This is a genomic window from Bacillus sp. 2D03, from assembly GCF_003946765.1.
GTDB lineage: Bacteria > Bacillota > Bacilli > Bacillales > Bacillaceae_G > Bacillus_A > Bacillus_A cereus.
In genome coordinates this window covers 481484-496004 of sequence record NZ_RPSJ01000001.1, presented here as the reverse complement: position 1 = coordinate 496004, position 14521 = coordinate 481484, and the positions used below count along the sequence as shown (strand labels likewise).

Genomic DNA, 14521 nt, shown 5'->3' with positions numbered 1-14521 from the left:
TAGAGACTCACTATATTGGTGAGTCTCTTTTCTTTGCGTATAATAGAACTATGAAAGTTGTCTTTTGAAAGGGGAAAAACATACGTGATACATACATACGAAGAAGCGATAGGGTGGATCCATAGCCGATTGAAATTTGGAATTAAGCCAGGATTAGAAAGAATGAGATGGATGTTAGAAGAACTTGGAAATCCAGAGCGTCATATAAAATGTGTTCATCTTGCTGGTACAAATGGAAAAGGTTCAACGTTAACATATATGCGTTACATGTTAGAAGGCGCGAAATATAAGGTAGGAACGTTTACCTCTCCTTACATCGAATCATTTAATGAACGCATTAGTGTGAATGGAACACCAATTGCAGACGAAGAGATTACTGAACTTGTAAAGATGGTAAAACCAGTCGTGGAAAAACTAGATGAAACGGATTTAGGGGAAGCGACAGAGTTTGAAATTATTACTGTTATGGCGATTTGCTATTTCGGAAAATTCAATTTCTGTGATGTTGTTTTATTTGAAACAGGGCTTGGTGGACGTTTTGATTCTACCAATGTTATACACCCTGTTCTCACGATTATTACAAATATAGGTCACGATCATATGCATATTTTAGGAAATACACTAGGGGAAATTGCATATGAAAAGGCGGGGATTATTAAGTCTGGCGTGCCCGTAATTACTGGTGTACAAGATGAAGAAGCTTTGCAAGTCATTCAAAATGTTGCAAAGGAAAACCATGCAAACTTATACGAACTTGGCAAGCATTTTACAGCGTTACATAAACAGTCTAACGAAGATGGGGAACAGTTTGATTTTACTTGTCCTTTTTCCGCATTTGAAGATTTGCAAATCTCAATGAAAGGCATTCATCAAGTAGGAAATGCAGCGCTAGCACTTATGGCAGTAATGTATGTGAAAACATATTTATCATTTTTAATTGAGGAAGATGAGATAAGAACGGGATTACGGGAAGCATATTGGATTGGGCGCTTTGAAAAGCTGCAAAGTAACCCGGATATTATTATAGATGGTGCTCATAATCCAGAAGGTATCGAAAGCCTTGTGAAAACAGTAGAAGCACATTACAAAGATAAAAATGTAATAGTGTTATTTACTGCCCTTGGTGATAAACAATTACATAACATGGTAGGCCAATTAGAAACCATTGCAGATGAAATTATTTTTACAACATTCGCCTTTGATCGTGCTATTTCTGCTGACAAGCTTGCATCATATTCACAGAAAGAATCAAAATTAGTTTTTGAAAATTGGAAAGAGGCAATTGATACAAAAGTTGAAAGGATAGCAGAAAATGATGTTTTTATCATAACAGGTTCTCTTTATTTCATTTCTGAAGTACGAAAATATATTCGTGAGAAAAACTAGATAGTCTTTGCTATCTAGTTTTTTTGTTCTACAAATGAAGTCAAATGCATACATATAAGATAAATATATAGGGTTATTTGGCGAATTCCTCTGACAAATATCTCGTTTTTTTATGAAATGAATATGATATGATGCGGACAACGATAAGAGGTGAGGTGTGAGTGTATGGACAAGCAATCACGAACGATCTCAGTGAAAGTGAATGGAACAGAAGCGAAGTATGAGGAAAAAAAGAAAGATGAATTTGAATGGATGGTAGTAGAAAGTGAACGACTGAAAAATGTTGTTCCGTTTCAAAAAGCGAAATCAATGTCTGTGGAAAAATACCGAAAGAAGTGGAGTAATACATTAATTGTAATCGTTGCAACTGCAATCATTATCGGTACGGCGTTTGGAATGGGGATGCTTCATTTACTTACTGGACAAGGAACGACAGGAGGAAGTGAAGTGACAGCTTCAAGGCCGACTGGAAATGGAGAATCAAAGGTGGGTGGAACGGCAGAACAAACACTAGCACCGAAAGAAGAAAAACAAAAAGCACAGGCAGGAACGTCATTGGATCCGATGAAATTATTTTTTGTTCAAGGGGGGCTTTATTCTTCTGAAGAAAAGGGACAGGCAGCTCTTGAAGAATGGAAAGGCAATGGGGGCATTGGTGCTTTGAGACCGAGCGGTGATAAGTATGCAATAGTTGTTGGTATTGCTAGCGATGAACAGTCTATAAATCAATTAATGACTAAGTATAAAAATGATGGTGTCTCCGTTTTAAAAAAGAACTGGGATATAACAGATAAAGCATTGCTGAAAGATGATAAAGAAGTAGGAACATTTTTAACAAAAGTGCAGCCATTATACACTCATTTAGCAAAATATGCTTCTAGCGTACAAGTTGGTGGAAAAAGCAGCCCAAAAGATATAGAAGCAATTGAAAAAGAATGGAAAAAGGTTGAAAAAGAAGGGGAAAGTATGAAACGAGAAGAAGCAAAGAAACTGTATATGTATACGTCGGTAGCTGTACAAACAGTAAAAGATGGGAAGGTGGATAAGGAATCTTTGGCGAAATTAAATCAAGTTATTATTGATGGTTTACTCTCGTATGAAAAAATTGTTTCGTAGAAAGTGAAATGATAGGATAATAAAATGAGTAAGAAAGAAGTACATGTACTTCTTTCTTTTCTTTTGAATTTAGAGCAAAGTGCTTTCTCTATGACGGGAATATAATCGTATGCAATAAAGAAGTTTTATTTTAGTTAGAGAAATTAATATTTCTTTCATTTGTGGGCAAACTATTCCTTTGATACGATTAATATAAATTGTTCTGCTTCATGTGAGAAAGGAAGGAGAAAATATGAGAAAAATAATTTTAGCTTCAGGATCACCTCGGAGGAAGGAATTACTTGAGTTAGCTAGTGTGCCATTTGAAATCGTTGTAAGTGAAGTAGAGGAAACAATTGGTGCATATTCATCGCCTTCTGATATTGTAATGTCGCTTGCCTTGCAAAAAGCATCAGCGGTGGCAGAAAATAATAGTGATTACATTGTGTTAGGTGCAGATACAATTGTTACATATGAGTCGCGTATTCTTGGTAAGCCTTCTAATGAGGATGAGGCGAAAGAGATGTTACAATTACTATCAGGGAAAACACATGAAGTGTATACAGGTGTTGCGATTATAGCAAAAGAAAAAACGGTTACTTTTTATGAGCGTACAGAAGTTACATTTTGGGAGTTAACAGAAGAGGAAATTGATACATACGTCGCGTCGAAAGAACCTCTTGATAAAGCCGGTAGTTATGGGATTCAAGGTAAAGGATCTATTTTCGTTCAAAATATTCAAGGGGACTACTATAGTGTAGTTGGCTTACCAATTGCACGTCTCGTTCGGGAATTAAAACAATTTGATATTGATGTAACCCATGCGTAAAATTGCATGGGGTTTTCTTTGAGAGAACAAATAAAGGGGTGGAGAGATGAACGGTATTCGTGATGTTGTAAGAGAAGAACAGCCACGGGAGCGTTTATTGTTAGAAGGTGCTGGAAGTTTATCAAATCGAGAGCTTCTCGCAGTGTTACTCAGAACAGGTTCTAAAGAAGAAACAGTTTTAAAGTTGTCAGATAAAATTTTACACCAATTTGATGGCTTACGTATGTTGAAAGATGCAACATTAGAAGAGCTAATTAGTATACATGGTATTGGGATTTCAAAGGCATCGCAACTTATGGCAGCCTTTGAACTAGGCAGAAGAATGGTACGTTTAGAATATCAAAATAGATATAGTATTCGAAGTCCAGAAGATTGTGCGAAATACATGATGGAAGAAATGCGTTTTTTACAACAAGAGCATTTTGTTTGTTTATATTTAAATACAAAAAATCAAGTTATACATAGGCAAACGATCTTTATTGGAAGTTTAAACACGTCAATTGTACACCCGAGGGAAGTTTTTAAAGAAGCCTTCCGTCGTGCAGCAGCCTCTATCATATGTCTTCATAACCATCCCTCAGGAGATCCCACGCCGAGCCGTGAAGATATTGAAGTAACCAAACGCTTAGTAGAATGCGGCCAGATTATCGGAATTGAAGTGCTTGATCATATTATAATAGGTGACCATAAATTCGTGAGTTTAAAGGAAAAAGGTCATATTTAAGACTATGCTTTTTACTTATTTTGTTTTATAATGTGATTTATGAGTTTTTTGTAGAAATTTATCTACAAAAAGGATAAAGATATAAAAAACGTACTGTTTTTATAATATAAATTAAGAAAAAATGAGTCCGTGAAAACAAGAAAGGAAGATAAATAATATGTTTGGATTTGGTGGATTTACTCGCGATCTTGGAATAGACTTAGGAACTGCGAACACGCTTGTATATGTAAAAGGAAAAGGTGTAGTTTTACGTGAACCTTCAGTAGTGGCGTTACAAACTGATACGAAACAAATCGTTGCTGTAGGTAGCGACGCAAAACAAATGATTGGTCGTACACCAGGGAACGTTGTGGCACTTCGCCCGATGAAAGACGGTGTAATTGCTGATTACGAAACAACTGCAACAATGATGAAATATTACATTCAACAAGCTCAAAAATCAAACGGTTTCTTCTCACGTAAGCCGTATGTAATGGTATGTGTACCATCTGGTATTACAGCTGTAGAAAGACGTGCAGTAATCGATGCGACTCGTCAAGCGGGTGCTCGTGATGCTTATCCTATCGAAGAGCCATTTGCAGCAGCAATTGGTGCAAACTTACCTGTTTGGGAACCAACTGGTAGTATGGTTGTTGATATCGGTGGTGGTACAACAGAAGTTGCAATTATTTCTCTAGGTGGTATTGTAACAAGCCAGTCAGTCCGTGTTGCTGGTGATGATATGGACGATTCAATCATTCAGTACATTAAGAAAAGCTATAACTTAATGATCGGTGAAAGAACAGCTGAAGCATTAAAATTAGAAATTGGTTCTGCAGGCGAGCCAGAAGGTATCGAGCCTATGGAAATTCGCGGTCGTGATTTAGTAAGTGGTTTACCAAAAACAGTACTAATTCAGCCAGAAGAAATTGCAGATGCATTAAAAGATACAGTAGATGCGATTGTAGAATCAGTTAAAAATACGTTAGAAAAAACTCCACCTGAATTAGCGGCTGATATTATGGACCGCGGTATCGTATTAACAGGTGGCGGGGCATTACTACGTAATTTAGATAAAGTAATTAGTGAAGAAACGAAAATGCCAGTTCTTGTTGCAGAAGATCCATTAGATTGCGTAGCAATTGGAACAGGTAAAGCATTAGACAATATCGATCTTTTCAAAACTGCTGCTCGATAATATTGCAAAATAAAAATCAGTGAAATTAAGAGGGTGTGAACGTGCCACAGTTTTTCTTAAACAAAAGATTAATTGTTTTGTTGGTTAGTATTATTCTTCTCGTGGCATTGATTGGAATCTCATTGAAAGAACGGAACAGTTTAACATGGCCAGAGCAGTTTGTTAAAGATACTGTCGGTGTTGTAGAACGTGTATTCCAAAAGCCAGCGAAATACGTAGCTGGATTCTTCGAAAATGTAGAGGATGTAAAGCGCACGTATGAAGAGAATAAAGAATTAAAAGCAAAATTAGATAATTATGCAGGTCTATCAGGGAAAGTAAAACAATTAGAAGATGATAACAAGAAGCTACAAGAGCTAACGGGTAAAAAAGAGTTAAATAGCGGGTATACTGAAATTCCAGCTACTGTTGTTTCTCGTAATCCAGATAAATGGTACGATTTAATTGGAATTGATAAAGGGGCACAGCAAGGAATTAAAAAAGATATGGCTGTAGTAACTTCACAAGGGTTAGTTGGAAGAGTGAAAAGTGTATCTCAGTTTACATCATCAGTAGAATTACTAAGTTCTATGAGCCGAACAAATCGCGTTTCTGCTATTGTACAAGGGCAAGAGAAAATCTTTGGATTGATTGAAGGTTATGACAAAGAAAAGCAATTACTTCTTTTCACAAAGATTGGCTCTGATGCACCGGTAGATAAAGATCAACTAGTTGTAACATCTGGACTGGGTGATATTTTCCCGAAAGGTCTTGTAATTGGAAAAATCGTTGAAGTTCAGCCGGATGCATATGGCTTAACAAAAACAGCTTATGTAAAACCTGCCGCTGATTTAAATGACGTAGAGCATATTACGGTTGCTAAACGTGCAACACCTTCAGCGCCATTAGAATAGGAGGAGAAGAAGAGATGATGAAGATATTAAAAAGAGCAGCTCTTCCTCTTTTGCTCCTTTTTGTGTTTCTATTTGAAAATATGTTTGCTACTGTTGTTCCAACGGATGTGTTTTGGAAAGACAGCATAGCAGCACCGCATTTCTTTATAATCGTCTTATGTTTTATTACAGTGTATTATAGTCCGGTCCAAGGGATTTATTACGGACTATTATTTGGCTTCTTATTTGATACCGTATACACAGAACTTGTCGGGATATATATTTTTGCTTATCCGATTTTAGCTTATTTAGTATATAGTGTGATGAAAGTACTACAATTGAATTTATTTATTGTTGTTTCTATCATATTAGCTAGTGTTGTAGCACTAGAGTATTATGTGTATGGATTCTTAACTTTATTAGGACGTACTCATATGCCAGCGTATGTCTTTTTCACAGATCGTCTCCTTTCTACTTTATTGTTAAATGCTATTTTCTTATTGATAGTTTGTTTCCCACTGAGACGATATATAGTGCGTCTTTCAAAAGCGATGGAAGAAAAAGAAAAAAGGATTTTCTAATTTTATGTCGAATTGAATCGGTGGGGTGAACTTTAGTGGAAGAAAAAAAGCAACAAAATGTAACGATAAAAGGGACAAAAGATGGGATAACGCTTCATTTAGATGATTGTTGTTCATTCTCAGAATTATTGGTGGAATTAGACGAAAAACTTTCTACACATTACTACGATGGTGATGGACGCTCTTTAATTGAAGTGCATGTGAAAGTAGGAAATCGTTATTTAACAGAAGTCCAACAAGAAGAGATTCGTACGTTAATTCGTAATAAAAAGAATCTTGTTGTGGATTCAATTGAAAGTGATGTTATCACTAAAGCAGAAGCAATAGCTTGGAAAGAAGAAACAGAAATTGTCCCTATTTCCAAAATTGTTCGCTCTGGACAAGTTTTACATGTAAAAGGAAATTTGTTGTTAATTGGAGATGTTAATCCAGGCGGAACGGTTATCGCTGGGGGGAATATTTTTGTCGTAGGATCATTAAGAGGAATTGCACATGCTGGGTATTATGGGGATTCGGATGCTGTAATCGCTGCATCTGTTATGAACCCGATGCAACTTCGAATTAGTGATGTGGCAATGCGGGCTCCGGAAGAGAAAGAAGACGGAGCGGAGGCGGCAGAATGTGCGTATATTAATGAGAACAATCACATTGTTGTCGATCGCCTGCAACTTCTCACTCATCTTAGACCTAATTTAACAAAGTTAGAAAGGGGAATTGTATAGCTGTGGGAGAGGCAATAGTAATTACATCTGGAAAAGGCGGAGTAGGTAAAACTACTACATCTGCGAACATTGGTACGGCCCTAGCGTTATCTGGAAAGAAAGTGTGCTTAATTGACACAGATATCGGTCTTCGAAATTTAGACGTAGTAATGGGGCTGGAAAATCGTATTGTATTTGATCTTGTTGATGTCGTTGAAGGGCGTTGCCGTTTACCTCAGGCTCTTATTAAAGACAAACGTTTTGATGATCTTTATTTATTACCTGCAGCACAAACGAGTGATAAATCAGCGGTAACACCTGAACAAATGGATGAATTAATACAAGTATTACGTCAAGATTATGATTACATATTAATCGATTGTCCTGCGGGGATTGAGCAGGGATTTAAAAATGCGGTAGCTGGTGCGGATAAAGCAATCGTTGTTACGACTCCAGAAGTATCCTCAATGCGCGATGCGGATCGTATTATTGGGCTTTTAGAAAAAGAGGATATTGAACCACCGAAACTTGTTATTAATCGTGTACGTAGTCATATGCTTCATGAACAGGATATGTTAGATGTTGATGAAATTGTACGTACATTGTCAATCGAGCTTCTTGGTGTTGTCGAGGATGACGATGAAGTTATTCGAGCTACAAATACAGGTGAACCTGTGGCGTTGCAACCAAGCGGAAAAGCAGCGTTGGCTTATCGTAATATTGCAAGACGCTTGTTAGGTGAGAATGTACCATTACAAGCATTTGAACAAGAAAAGGTATCGGTATTTGCAAAGGTGAAAAACTTCTTTGGAATCCGTTAAGAGCACTTCGCACATATGCGAAGTGCTTTCTTTTTTCTTCACACGAATATCTTTCTTTCTTAGCTCATACATATGTACAAACTGTATACAACTGTTTCTAATGAAATTAGCTTAACGAAAGAAAGGAGACAGTATGAAGAATAGACGCGTAGAAGAAATTAAAAAGCGGATTGCAAAAAGGAAGGCCGAGCAAGAAAGGATGGAGGAAGAGCAGTATTTTAACGGAGGGAATTTTGATAGTGAAGCAGTATTTATTGAAGATGGAGAAAAGGAAATGCATCCTTTATTTCGAAAGGAAGTCTTTTTCTTCAAAGTTTTATTATCAGCAATATTAGTTCTTTCGGTTGCTATTTTATATAAGAATGCTCCTTCTTCATTCAATGGAGCTAAAGCTGTTACAGAAAAAGTGATGAAAGAGGAATTTCAGTTTGCTACTGTAGCGAAATGGTACGAAAAGCAATTTGGAAAACCGCTCGTATTCTATTCGCCGAACGAGAAAAAAGAAGGAAGTATTCAGCAAAAAGATTATGCAATTCCTGCTTCTGGAAAGGTAATGCAAGGGTTTCAAAAAAATGGCCAAGGTGTATTTGTCCAAACAGCTACAAATGCAAAAGTGGAGTCAGTAAATGAAGGGTTAGTTGTTTTTGCAGGCAAGAAAGAGGAACTTGGAAATACAGTTCAAATTCAACATGCAGATGGTACGGAGTCATGGTATGCAAACTTAAACGATATGTCAGTGAAATTATATGATTACGTTTCAAAGAAACAAAAAATTGGAACGGTGAGTAATGATACAAATGATAAAAATGGAAAGTTTTATTTCGCGATAAAAAAGAATGAAAAATTTATTGATCCGATCCAGGTGATATCATTTGATTAAATATAGGGACGTTTTAACGAAAATTTCCGTGCATCCATTATTTTGGGTTATTATTGTCATTGGTATTTTTACTGCGCGTTTTAAAGAGTTACTACTGTTATTTTGTATTGTTCTTATTCATGAACTTGGGCATGCTTTTGCAGCAGCACACTATAATTGGCGTATAAAAAGAATTCAGCTTTTGCCGTTTGGTGGCGTTGCCGAGCTTGAGGAACATGGTAATAAGTCATTGAAAGAGGAACTTGTTGTCGTAATTGCAGGACCGATTCAACATGTTTGGATGATGCTGGTAGGTTATATGTTGTTCGAAGCCGGTTGGCTGAATACAGATTTATATTATTTCTTTATGTGGAATAATATAATTATTTTAGCATTTAATTTACTCCCTATTTGGCCGTTAGATGGCGGGAAAGTATTGTTTAATGTATTATCATATCGTTTCCCTTATTTACAAGCACATGAAAAGATGATGCAATTGTCATGTGTTTTTTTTGGTGTAATATTAGGATGGCAGTTACTCTGGAATAGTAACAATATTATGATGTGGGTACTACTCATATTTTTAGCAGTGTCATTATATCAAGAGTGGAAACAAAGACGGTATGCATTTATGCGTTTTTTATTAGAACGTTATTATGGAAACAAAAGAGGAATCGAAAAGATTGCACCTATTGAAGTGCAAACGGAAGATCGTTTATATACGATCTTCACAAAATTTCGTAGAGGATATAAGCATTCTATTATCGTCCGTGGAAAATATAAAGAGCATTACACATTGGATGAAAATGAATTGCTCTATGCATATTTTACTGAAAAACGAACAACTTCATCAGTTGAAGAATTAATCGGTTAGTGTTGACGATAGCACTAACCTTTTATTATTGTAAAAGCAAAGAAGATTATAAAGTGAGGAAATAATTTTGAAAACGTTATATGTGAATTACGCTGGTTCGGAAAAGCGCGTTGCAATTGAAGAGAAGAAAAAAATTGTTGAGTTTTTATGGAAACGTAATGAAGAGCAAGAGATTGTTGGGCATATTTATGTTGGACGTGTCGTAAGAACAATTGCTGGAATGAATGCAGCTTTTGTAAACATCGGTTTAGAAAAACATGCTTACCTTTCATACGATGATGTACCATCTTCTTATCGTATACATGAAGGGCAAGCGATACTCGTACAAGTTGCGAAAGAGGCAATTGATACGAAAGGGCCTAAATTGACAGCGAATATAGAATTTACCGGGAAATATGTCGTTTATATGCCGTTTGGTGAGATGCGCGCTGTTTCTCGAAAAATAAAAAATAATAAAAGAAGACAACAATTACTCCAAATTGAAATAGAGGGAACGGGGGGATACATTTTCCGTTCTGCTTCTGAAAAAGGAGCAATTGAAGAAATACAAGCTGAAATGCAAGAGTTACAACAGTTGTATGAAGAGTTAAAAAGAAAAGAGGGCCAAGGAAAGGCGCCGTTATTACTTCATCGACCGGCGACCTTTTTAGATCGTGTATTTCAAGAGAACCCAATTGAAACCATTGAAAAAGTAGTTGTAGATACAAGAAGTATAGTAAAAGAATTAGAAGACAAAATTGGAAAAGAAAAAGTATCTTTTTATAATGAAAAGTCTTCGATGTTTAACCATTTTGGAATAGAGCGTGAAATTGAGAAAGCACTTCAAAAAATTGTTTGGCTTTCAAATGGTGCTTATTTAATTGTAGAACAAATGGAGACGATGACTGTAATTGATGTGAATACGGGCAAGTTTACGGGAAAACAAAATTTACAAGATACAGTACTTCGCACAAATGAGATGGCAGCTGAAGAAATTGCACGCCAATTAAGACTTCGTGATATTGGTGGTATGATATTAATTGATTTTATTAATATGAAAAAAAGAGAAGATAAAGAAAAGGTAAGAGAATGTCTCATAGCTGCTATGCAAGATGACCGCACATATACAAGGGTGCTCGGCTTTACGGAGCTAGGGATTTTGGAAATGACACGTAAACGTAAAAAGCATTCTTTACGAGACGTATTATTAAAAGAGTGTGTACCTTGCAAAGCGACGGGTTATGTGATGTCGCATGAAACAATTGCGTATGAGTTAGAGAGAGAACTAATCACATATGGCAATATAGAAGATGAAGCGGTATTAATCGCTGCGCCTAAAGAACTGCAAAAACAGTTTTTGCAAAAAGAATTACAAAAAAATATTCCATTTGAAATTTATTTCAAAGATGATAATATCGAAAAGTATGCTATCGTTCGTTTTGGAAGTAAAAAAGAAATTGTAGAGCGGAAAAAATAGTTAGCAGAACATTTATTGACAACCGTCTATGATTCATGATAACATCTTTATGTTATAGTTTATAGCACCTAAACGGCTATATGCTACAACCGCACAAGACAGGTTCCCTAAAGGCATTTATGTCTACCTCGTTTTTGGCGAGTCTTAGTAATTAAGAGGAGGTGCAAGTATGTACGCAATTATCGAAACAGGTGGAAAACAAATTAAAGTTGAAGCTGGTCAAGCAATCTACATTGAAAAATTAGATGTTGAAGCTGGTGAAACTGTTACTTTTGACAAAGTTCTTTTCGTTGGTGGCGAAAACGTTAAAGTTGGTAGCCCAGTTGTAGAAGGTGCAACAGTTACTGCGAAAGTTGAAAAACAAGGTCGCGCTAAGAAAATTATCGTTTTCAAATACAAAGCGAAAAAGAACAATCGTAAGAAACAAGGTCATCGTCAACCTTACACTAAGCTAGTTGTTGAAGCTATCAACGCTTAATTCTGGTTAACATGATTAAAATTACGATAAGTCGCACGAAATTAGGAAGTATCCAATCATTTAAAATGACTGGACATGCCGATTATGCGCCACATGGACAAGACCTTGTCTGTGCTGGAACTACAGCGGTTGTGTTTGGTTCTATAAATGCAGTGGAAGAACTTTGTAATGTGCAAGCAACTATTGAACTCGGAAGTGATGGCGGATTCTTAACGTATGAATTGCCTAATGATTTAGACGTTCATACAGCAGAAAAAGCACAAACACTTTTAGAAGGATTAGTTGTTTCGCTTAAGACGATCGAACTTGATTACGGAAAGTATATCCGTTTAATAGAAAAAGTGCAGGAGGTGTAACGTATGTTAAGATTAGATCTTCAGTTTTTCGCATCTAAGAAAGGTGTAGGTAGTACAAAGAACGGTCGTGACTCTCAGTCAAAACGTCTTGGTGCTAAACGCGCAGATGGTCAAACGGTTACAGGTGGTTCAATTCTTTACCGTCAACGCGGTACAAAAATTTATCCAGGTGTTAACGTTGGTCGTGGTGGCGATGACACTTTATACGCGAAAGTTGACGGCGTAGTACGCTTTGAGCGTCTTGGTCGTGACCGCAAACAAGTGAGCGTATATCCTGTTGCTCAAGAAGCATAAGAACTCACGGAAAACTCTAACCTGAGTGCAGGTTAGAGTTTTTCTATATTAAGGGGTATCTAAATGAATGAAAAATGGACAATTATAGATGCATTGCGCCATTCAAGACATGATTGGCTCAATCGTATGCAGATGGTGAAAGGAAACCTTTCCCTTGGAAAAGTGGAAGAAATTCATAGTCTCATCGATCGTTTTGTCCAAGAAGCGAGACAAGAATCCAATCTGATGGGGCTATCAATGCCTTTATTTTCAGAGTGGATTTTAACATATAATTGGAAACAGCAGCCGTGCTTATTGGAGTACGAAGTATTAGGGAAATTACATAACTTATCTCACTTAGATGAGACTGTATGTACATGGACGAATCAATTTTTCTCGATGCTTCAGCATAGTTTAGACGTATATGTTGAAAATTATGTTTGTATCACAATTGAATGTGACGCGGATAATGCTCGTTTCTTTTTTGATTTTCGTGGTAAGCTAACGAGTGTAGAAGAACTACAGAATTGGCTTGCGACCCAAAACAATAAATGGTATTCCATTTCTTATACAGTGCGAGACGAAGAAGTCTCAGTTATATTACAACCAATTGAAAAAAGTGTGGTGAAATAATGTTTGTAGATCAGGTCAAGATATATGTAAAAGGCGGCGACGGTGGTAATGGTATGGTTGCGTATCGTCGTGAGAAGTATGTACCAAAAGGTGGCCCAGCAGGTGGCGACGGTGGTAAAGGTGCAGATGTTGTTTTCGTAGTTGAGGAAGGCTTACGTACATTAATGGACTTCCGCTACCAACGTCATTTCAAAGCTGATCGCGGTCAGCACGGAATGAGTAAAGGTCAGCACGGACGTAAGTCTGAAGATTTACTTGTAAAGGTTCCACCAGGAACAGTAGTAAAAGATGAAAAAACTGGTCAAATTCTTGCCGATTTAGTAACGCATGGACAAACTGCTGTAATTGCAAAAGGTGGCCGCGGTGGCCGTGGTAACTCACGTTTCGCAACAGCTACGAACCCAGCGCCAGAAATCGCTGAGAACGGGGAACCAGGTCAAGAGCGTGATGTTATTCTAGAACTTAAAGTACTAGCAGACGTTGGACTTGTTGGATTCCCAAGTGTAGGTAAATCTACATTATTATCTGTTGTATCATCAGCGCGTCCGAAAATTGCAGAGTATCATTTCACAACAATCGTTCCAAATCTTGGTGTTGTTGAAACGGGTGATAACCGCAGCTTCGTTATGGCTGACCTTCCAGGACTAATTGAAGGCGCACATGCTGGCGTCGGACTTGGACACCAATTCTTACGTCATATTGAGCGTACACGTGTAATCGTGCATGTTATTGATATGTCTGGTTTAGAAGGCCGTGATCCATATGAAGATTACGTAACGATTAATAATGAATTAAAAGAATACAATCTTCGCTTAACTGAGCGTCCACAAGTTGTTGTTGCAAACAAAATGGATATGCCAGATGCAGAAGAAAACTTACAAGCATTTAAAGAGAAAGTGGGAGACGAAGTAAAAATCTTCCCAATCTCAGCTGTAACAAGACAAGGTGTTCGTGACTTACTGTTTGAAGTAGCGAACTTAATAGAAACAACACCAGAATTCCCAATACATGAAGTTGCGGATGAGTCTGATACAAGTGTAATGTACAAATTTGATACTGAAGGTGTTAAATTTGAAATTACACGTGAAAGTGATGGCACGTTTGTTATCTCTGGTTACGATATCGAGAAAACATTCAAGATGACAGACTTCTCACGTGATGAATCTATACGTCGTTTCGCTCGTCAAATGCGCGGAATGGGTATTGATGAAGCGCTTCGTGCACGTGGTGCGAAAGACGGAGATATTGTAAAAATTCTTGAATATGAATTTGAATTTATCGATTAAGACTGCCGAAATACGGCAGTCTTTTTTTTATATCGTAAAAACCGGATTTATATAGGAAAAAATCCCCACTAATTAAATTTTCAATTTATAATAAAAAGGGAGTGGTTTTAGAAGAATTTT

The 14521-nt window shown here is 36.9% G+C and carries 17 protein-coding genes and 1 other annotated feature; all 17 genes read left to right on the top strand.

Annotated features, from left to right (window positions below; all coding sequences use genetic code 11):
* Positions 1–84: 84 nt before the first annotated feature.
* The 17 genes from EBQ15_RS02840 (at position 85) to obgE (ending at position 14401) form a co-directional block, all read left to right on the top strand.
* Positions 85–1386 (top strand): bifunctional folylpolyglutamate synthase/dihydrofolate synthase, encoded by a 1302-nt coding sequence (locus EBQ15_RS02840; protein WP_000582066.1) that lies wholly within the window; start codon positions 85–87, stop codon positions 1384–1386.
* Between the two features lie 165 nt (positions 1387–1551).
* Positions 1552–2502, top strand: a complete 951-nt coding sequence (locus EBQ15_RS02835; protein ID WP_000360998.1) for a hypothetical protein — start codon at positions 1552–1554, stop codon at positions 2500–2502.
* A gap of 232 nt (positions 2503–2734) precedes the next feature.
* Complete coding sequence (locus tag EBQ15_RS02830; RefSeq protein ID WP_001226294.1) at positions 2735–3310, top strand: Maf family protein; 576 nt, start codon at positions 2735–2737, stop codon at positions 3308–3310.
* Between the two features lie 46 nt (positions 3311–3356).
* Positions 3357–4034 carry a DNA repair protein RadC gene (radC, locus tag EBQ15_RS02825; protein ID WP_001013391.1) on the top strand — a complete coding sequence of 226 codons (678 nt, stop codon included), beginning with the start codon at positions 3357–3359 and terminating at the stop codon, positions 4032–4034.
* Between the two features lie 157 nt (positions 4035–4191).
* On the top strand, positions 4192–5211 hold the full coding sequence (gene mreB, locus EBQ15_RS02820; RefSeq protein ID WP_000466736.1) for a cell shape-determining protein MreB: 1020 nt from the start codon (positions 4192–4194) through the stop codon (positions 5209–5211).
* Positions 5212–5252: 41 nt separating this feature from the next.
* Positions 5253–6104 (top strand): rod shape-determining protein MreC, encoded by an 852-nt coding sequence (gene mreC / locus EBQ15_RS02815; RefSeq protein ID WP_001135486.1) that lies wholly within the window; start codon positions 5253–5255, stop codon positions 6102–6104.
* Positions 6105–6118: 14 nt separating this feature from the next.
* Complete coding sequence (mreD, locus tag EBQ15_RS02810) at positions 6119–6664, top strand: rod shape-determining protein MreD (protein ID WP_000975766.1); 546 nt, start codon at positions 6119–6121, stop codon at positions 6662–6664.
* Between the two features lie 35 nt (positions 6665–6699).
* Positions 6700–7386 (top strand): septum site-determining protein MinC, encoded by a 687-nt coding sequence (gene minC / locus EBQ15_RS02805; protein WP_000391525.1) that lies wholly within the window; start codon positions 6700–6702, stop codon positions 7384–7386.
* Between the two features lie 2 nt (positions 7387–7388).
* Positions 7389–8186, top strand: a complete 798-nt coding sequence (gene minD / locus EBQ15_RS02800) for a septum site-determining protein MinD (protein WP_000503309.1) — start codon at positions 7389–7391, stop codon at positions 8184–8186.
* Positions 8187–8319: 133 nt separating this feature from the next.
* Positions 8320–9066 (top strand): stage IV sporulation protein SpoIVFA, encoded by a 747-nt coding sequence (gene spoIVFA, locus EBQ15_RS02795; RefSeq protein WP_000797471.1) that lies wholly within the window; start codon positions 8320–8322, stop codon positions 9064–9066.
* Positions 9059–9919 (top strand): stage IV sporulation intramembrane metalloprotease SpoIVFB, encoded by an 861-nt coding sequence (spoIVFB, locus tag EBQ15_RS02790; protein WP_000599054.1) that lies wholly within the window; start codon positions 9059–9061, stop codon positions 9917–9919. The genes spoIVFA and spoIVFB overlap by 8 nt, the downstream gene beginning before the upstream one ends.
* 67 nt (positions 9920–9986) lie before the next feature.
* Positions 9987–11375 carry an Rne/Rng family ribonuclease gene (locus EBQ15_RS02785; protein ID WP_000855482.1) on the top strand — a complete coding sequence of 463 codons (1389 nt, stop codon included), beginning with the start codon at positions 9987–9989 and terminating at the stop codon, positions 11373–11375.
* Between the two features lie 77 nt (positions 11376–11452).
* Positions 11453–11530, top strand: a sequence feature (ribosomal protein L21 leader region).
* Positions 11531–11544: 14 nt separating this feature from the next.
* Positions 11545–11853, top strand: a complete 309-nt coding sequence (gene rplU, locus EBQ15_RS02780; RefSeq protein ID WP_000270907.1) for a 50S ribosomal protein L21 — start codon at positions 11545–11547, stop codon at positions 11851–11853.
* Between the two features lie 11 nt (positions 11854–11864).
* Positions 11865–12209 carry a ribosomal-processing cysteine protease Prp gene (locus EBQ15_RS31405; protein WP_002001054.1) on the top strand — a complete coding sequence of 115 codons (345 nt, stop codon included), beginning with the start codon at positions 11865–11867 and terminating at the stop codon, positions 12207–12209.
* Positions 12210–12212: 3 nt separating this feature from the next.
* Positions 12213–12503: a 50S ribosomal protein L27 gene (gene rpmA / locus EBQ15_RS31400; RefSeq protein ID WP_000944958.1), complete on the top strand. Its 291-nt coding sequence runs from the start codon at positions 12213–12215 to the stop codon at positions 12501–12503.
* 63 nt (positions 12504–12566) lie between these two features.
* Positions 12567–13115, top strand: coding sequence for a sporulation initiation phosphotransferase B (locus tag EBQ15_RS02770; protein WP_001003584.1), 549 nt, complete (start codon positions 12567–12569; stop codon positions 13113–13115).
* Positions 13115–14401, top strand: a complete 1287-nt coding sequence (gene obgE / locus EBQ15_RS02765; protein WP_000497127.1) for a GTPase ObgE — start codon at positions 13115–13117, stop codon at positions 14399–14401. Before EBQ15_RS02770 ends, obgE begins: the two co-directional genes overlap by 1 nt.
* Positions 14402–14521: the final 120 nt, after the last annotated feature.

Coding starts and splice junctions, on each gene's coding strand:
- EBQ15_RS02835 (WP_000360998.1), top strand. CDS start 1,552: ATGGACAAGCAATCACGAACGATCTCAGTGAAAGTGAATGGAACAGAA.
- EBQ15_RS02830 (WP_001226294.1), top strand. CDS start 2,735: ATGAGAAAAATAATTTTAGCTTCAGGATCACCTCGGAGGAAGGAATTA.
- radC (WP_001013391.1), top strand. CDS start 3,357: ATGAACGGTATTCGTGATGTTGTAAGAGAAGAACAGCCACGGGAGCGT.
- mreB (WP_000466736.1), top strand. CDS start 4,192: ATGTTTGGATTTGGTGGATTTACTCGCGATCTTGGAATAGACTTAGGA.
- mreD (WP_000975766.1), top strand. CDS start 6,119: ATGATGAAGATATTAAAAAGAGCAGCTCTTCCTCTTTTGCTCCTTTTT.
- spoIVFA (WP_000797471.1), top strand. CDS start 8,320: ATGAAGAATAGACGCGTAGAAGAAATTAAAAAGCGGATTGCAAAAAGG.
- rplU (WP_000270907.1), top strand. CDS start 11,545: ATGTACGCAATTATCGAAACAGGTGGAAAACAAATTAAAGTTGAAGCT.
- EBQ15_RS31405 (WP_002001054.1), top strand. CDS start 11,865: ATGATTAAAATTACGATAAGTCGCACGAAATTAGGAAGTATCCAATCA.
- rpmA (WP_000944958.1), top strand. CDS start 12,213: ATGTTAAGATTAGATCTTCAGTTTTTCGCATCTAAGAAAGGTGTAGGT.
- EBQ15_RS02770 (WP_001003584.1), top strand. CDS start 12,567: ATGAATGAAAAATGGACAATTATAGATGCATTGCGCCATTCAAGACAT.
- obgE (WP_000497127.1), top strand. CDS start 13,115: ATGTTTGTAGATCAGGTCAAGATATATGTAAAAGGCGGCGACGGTGGT.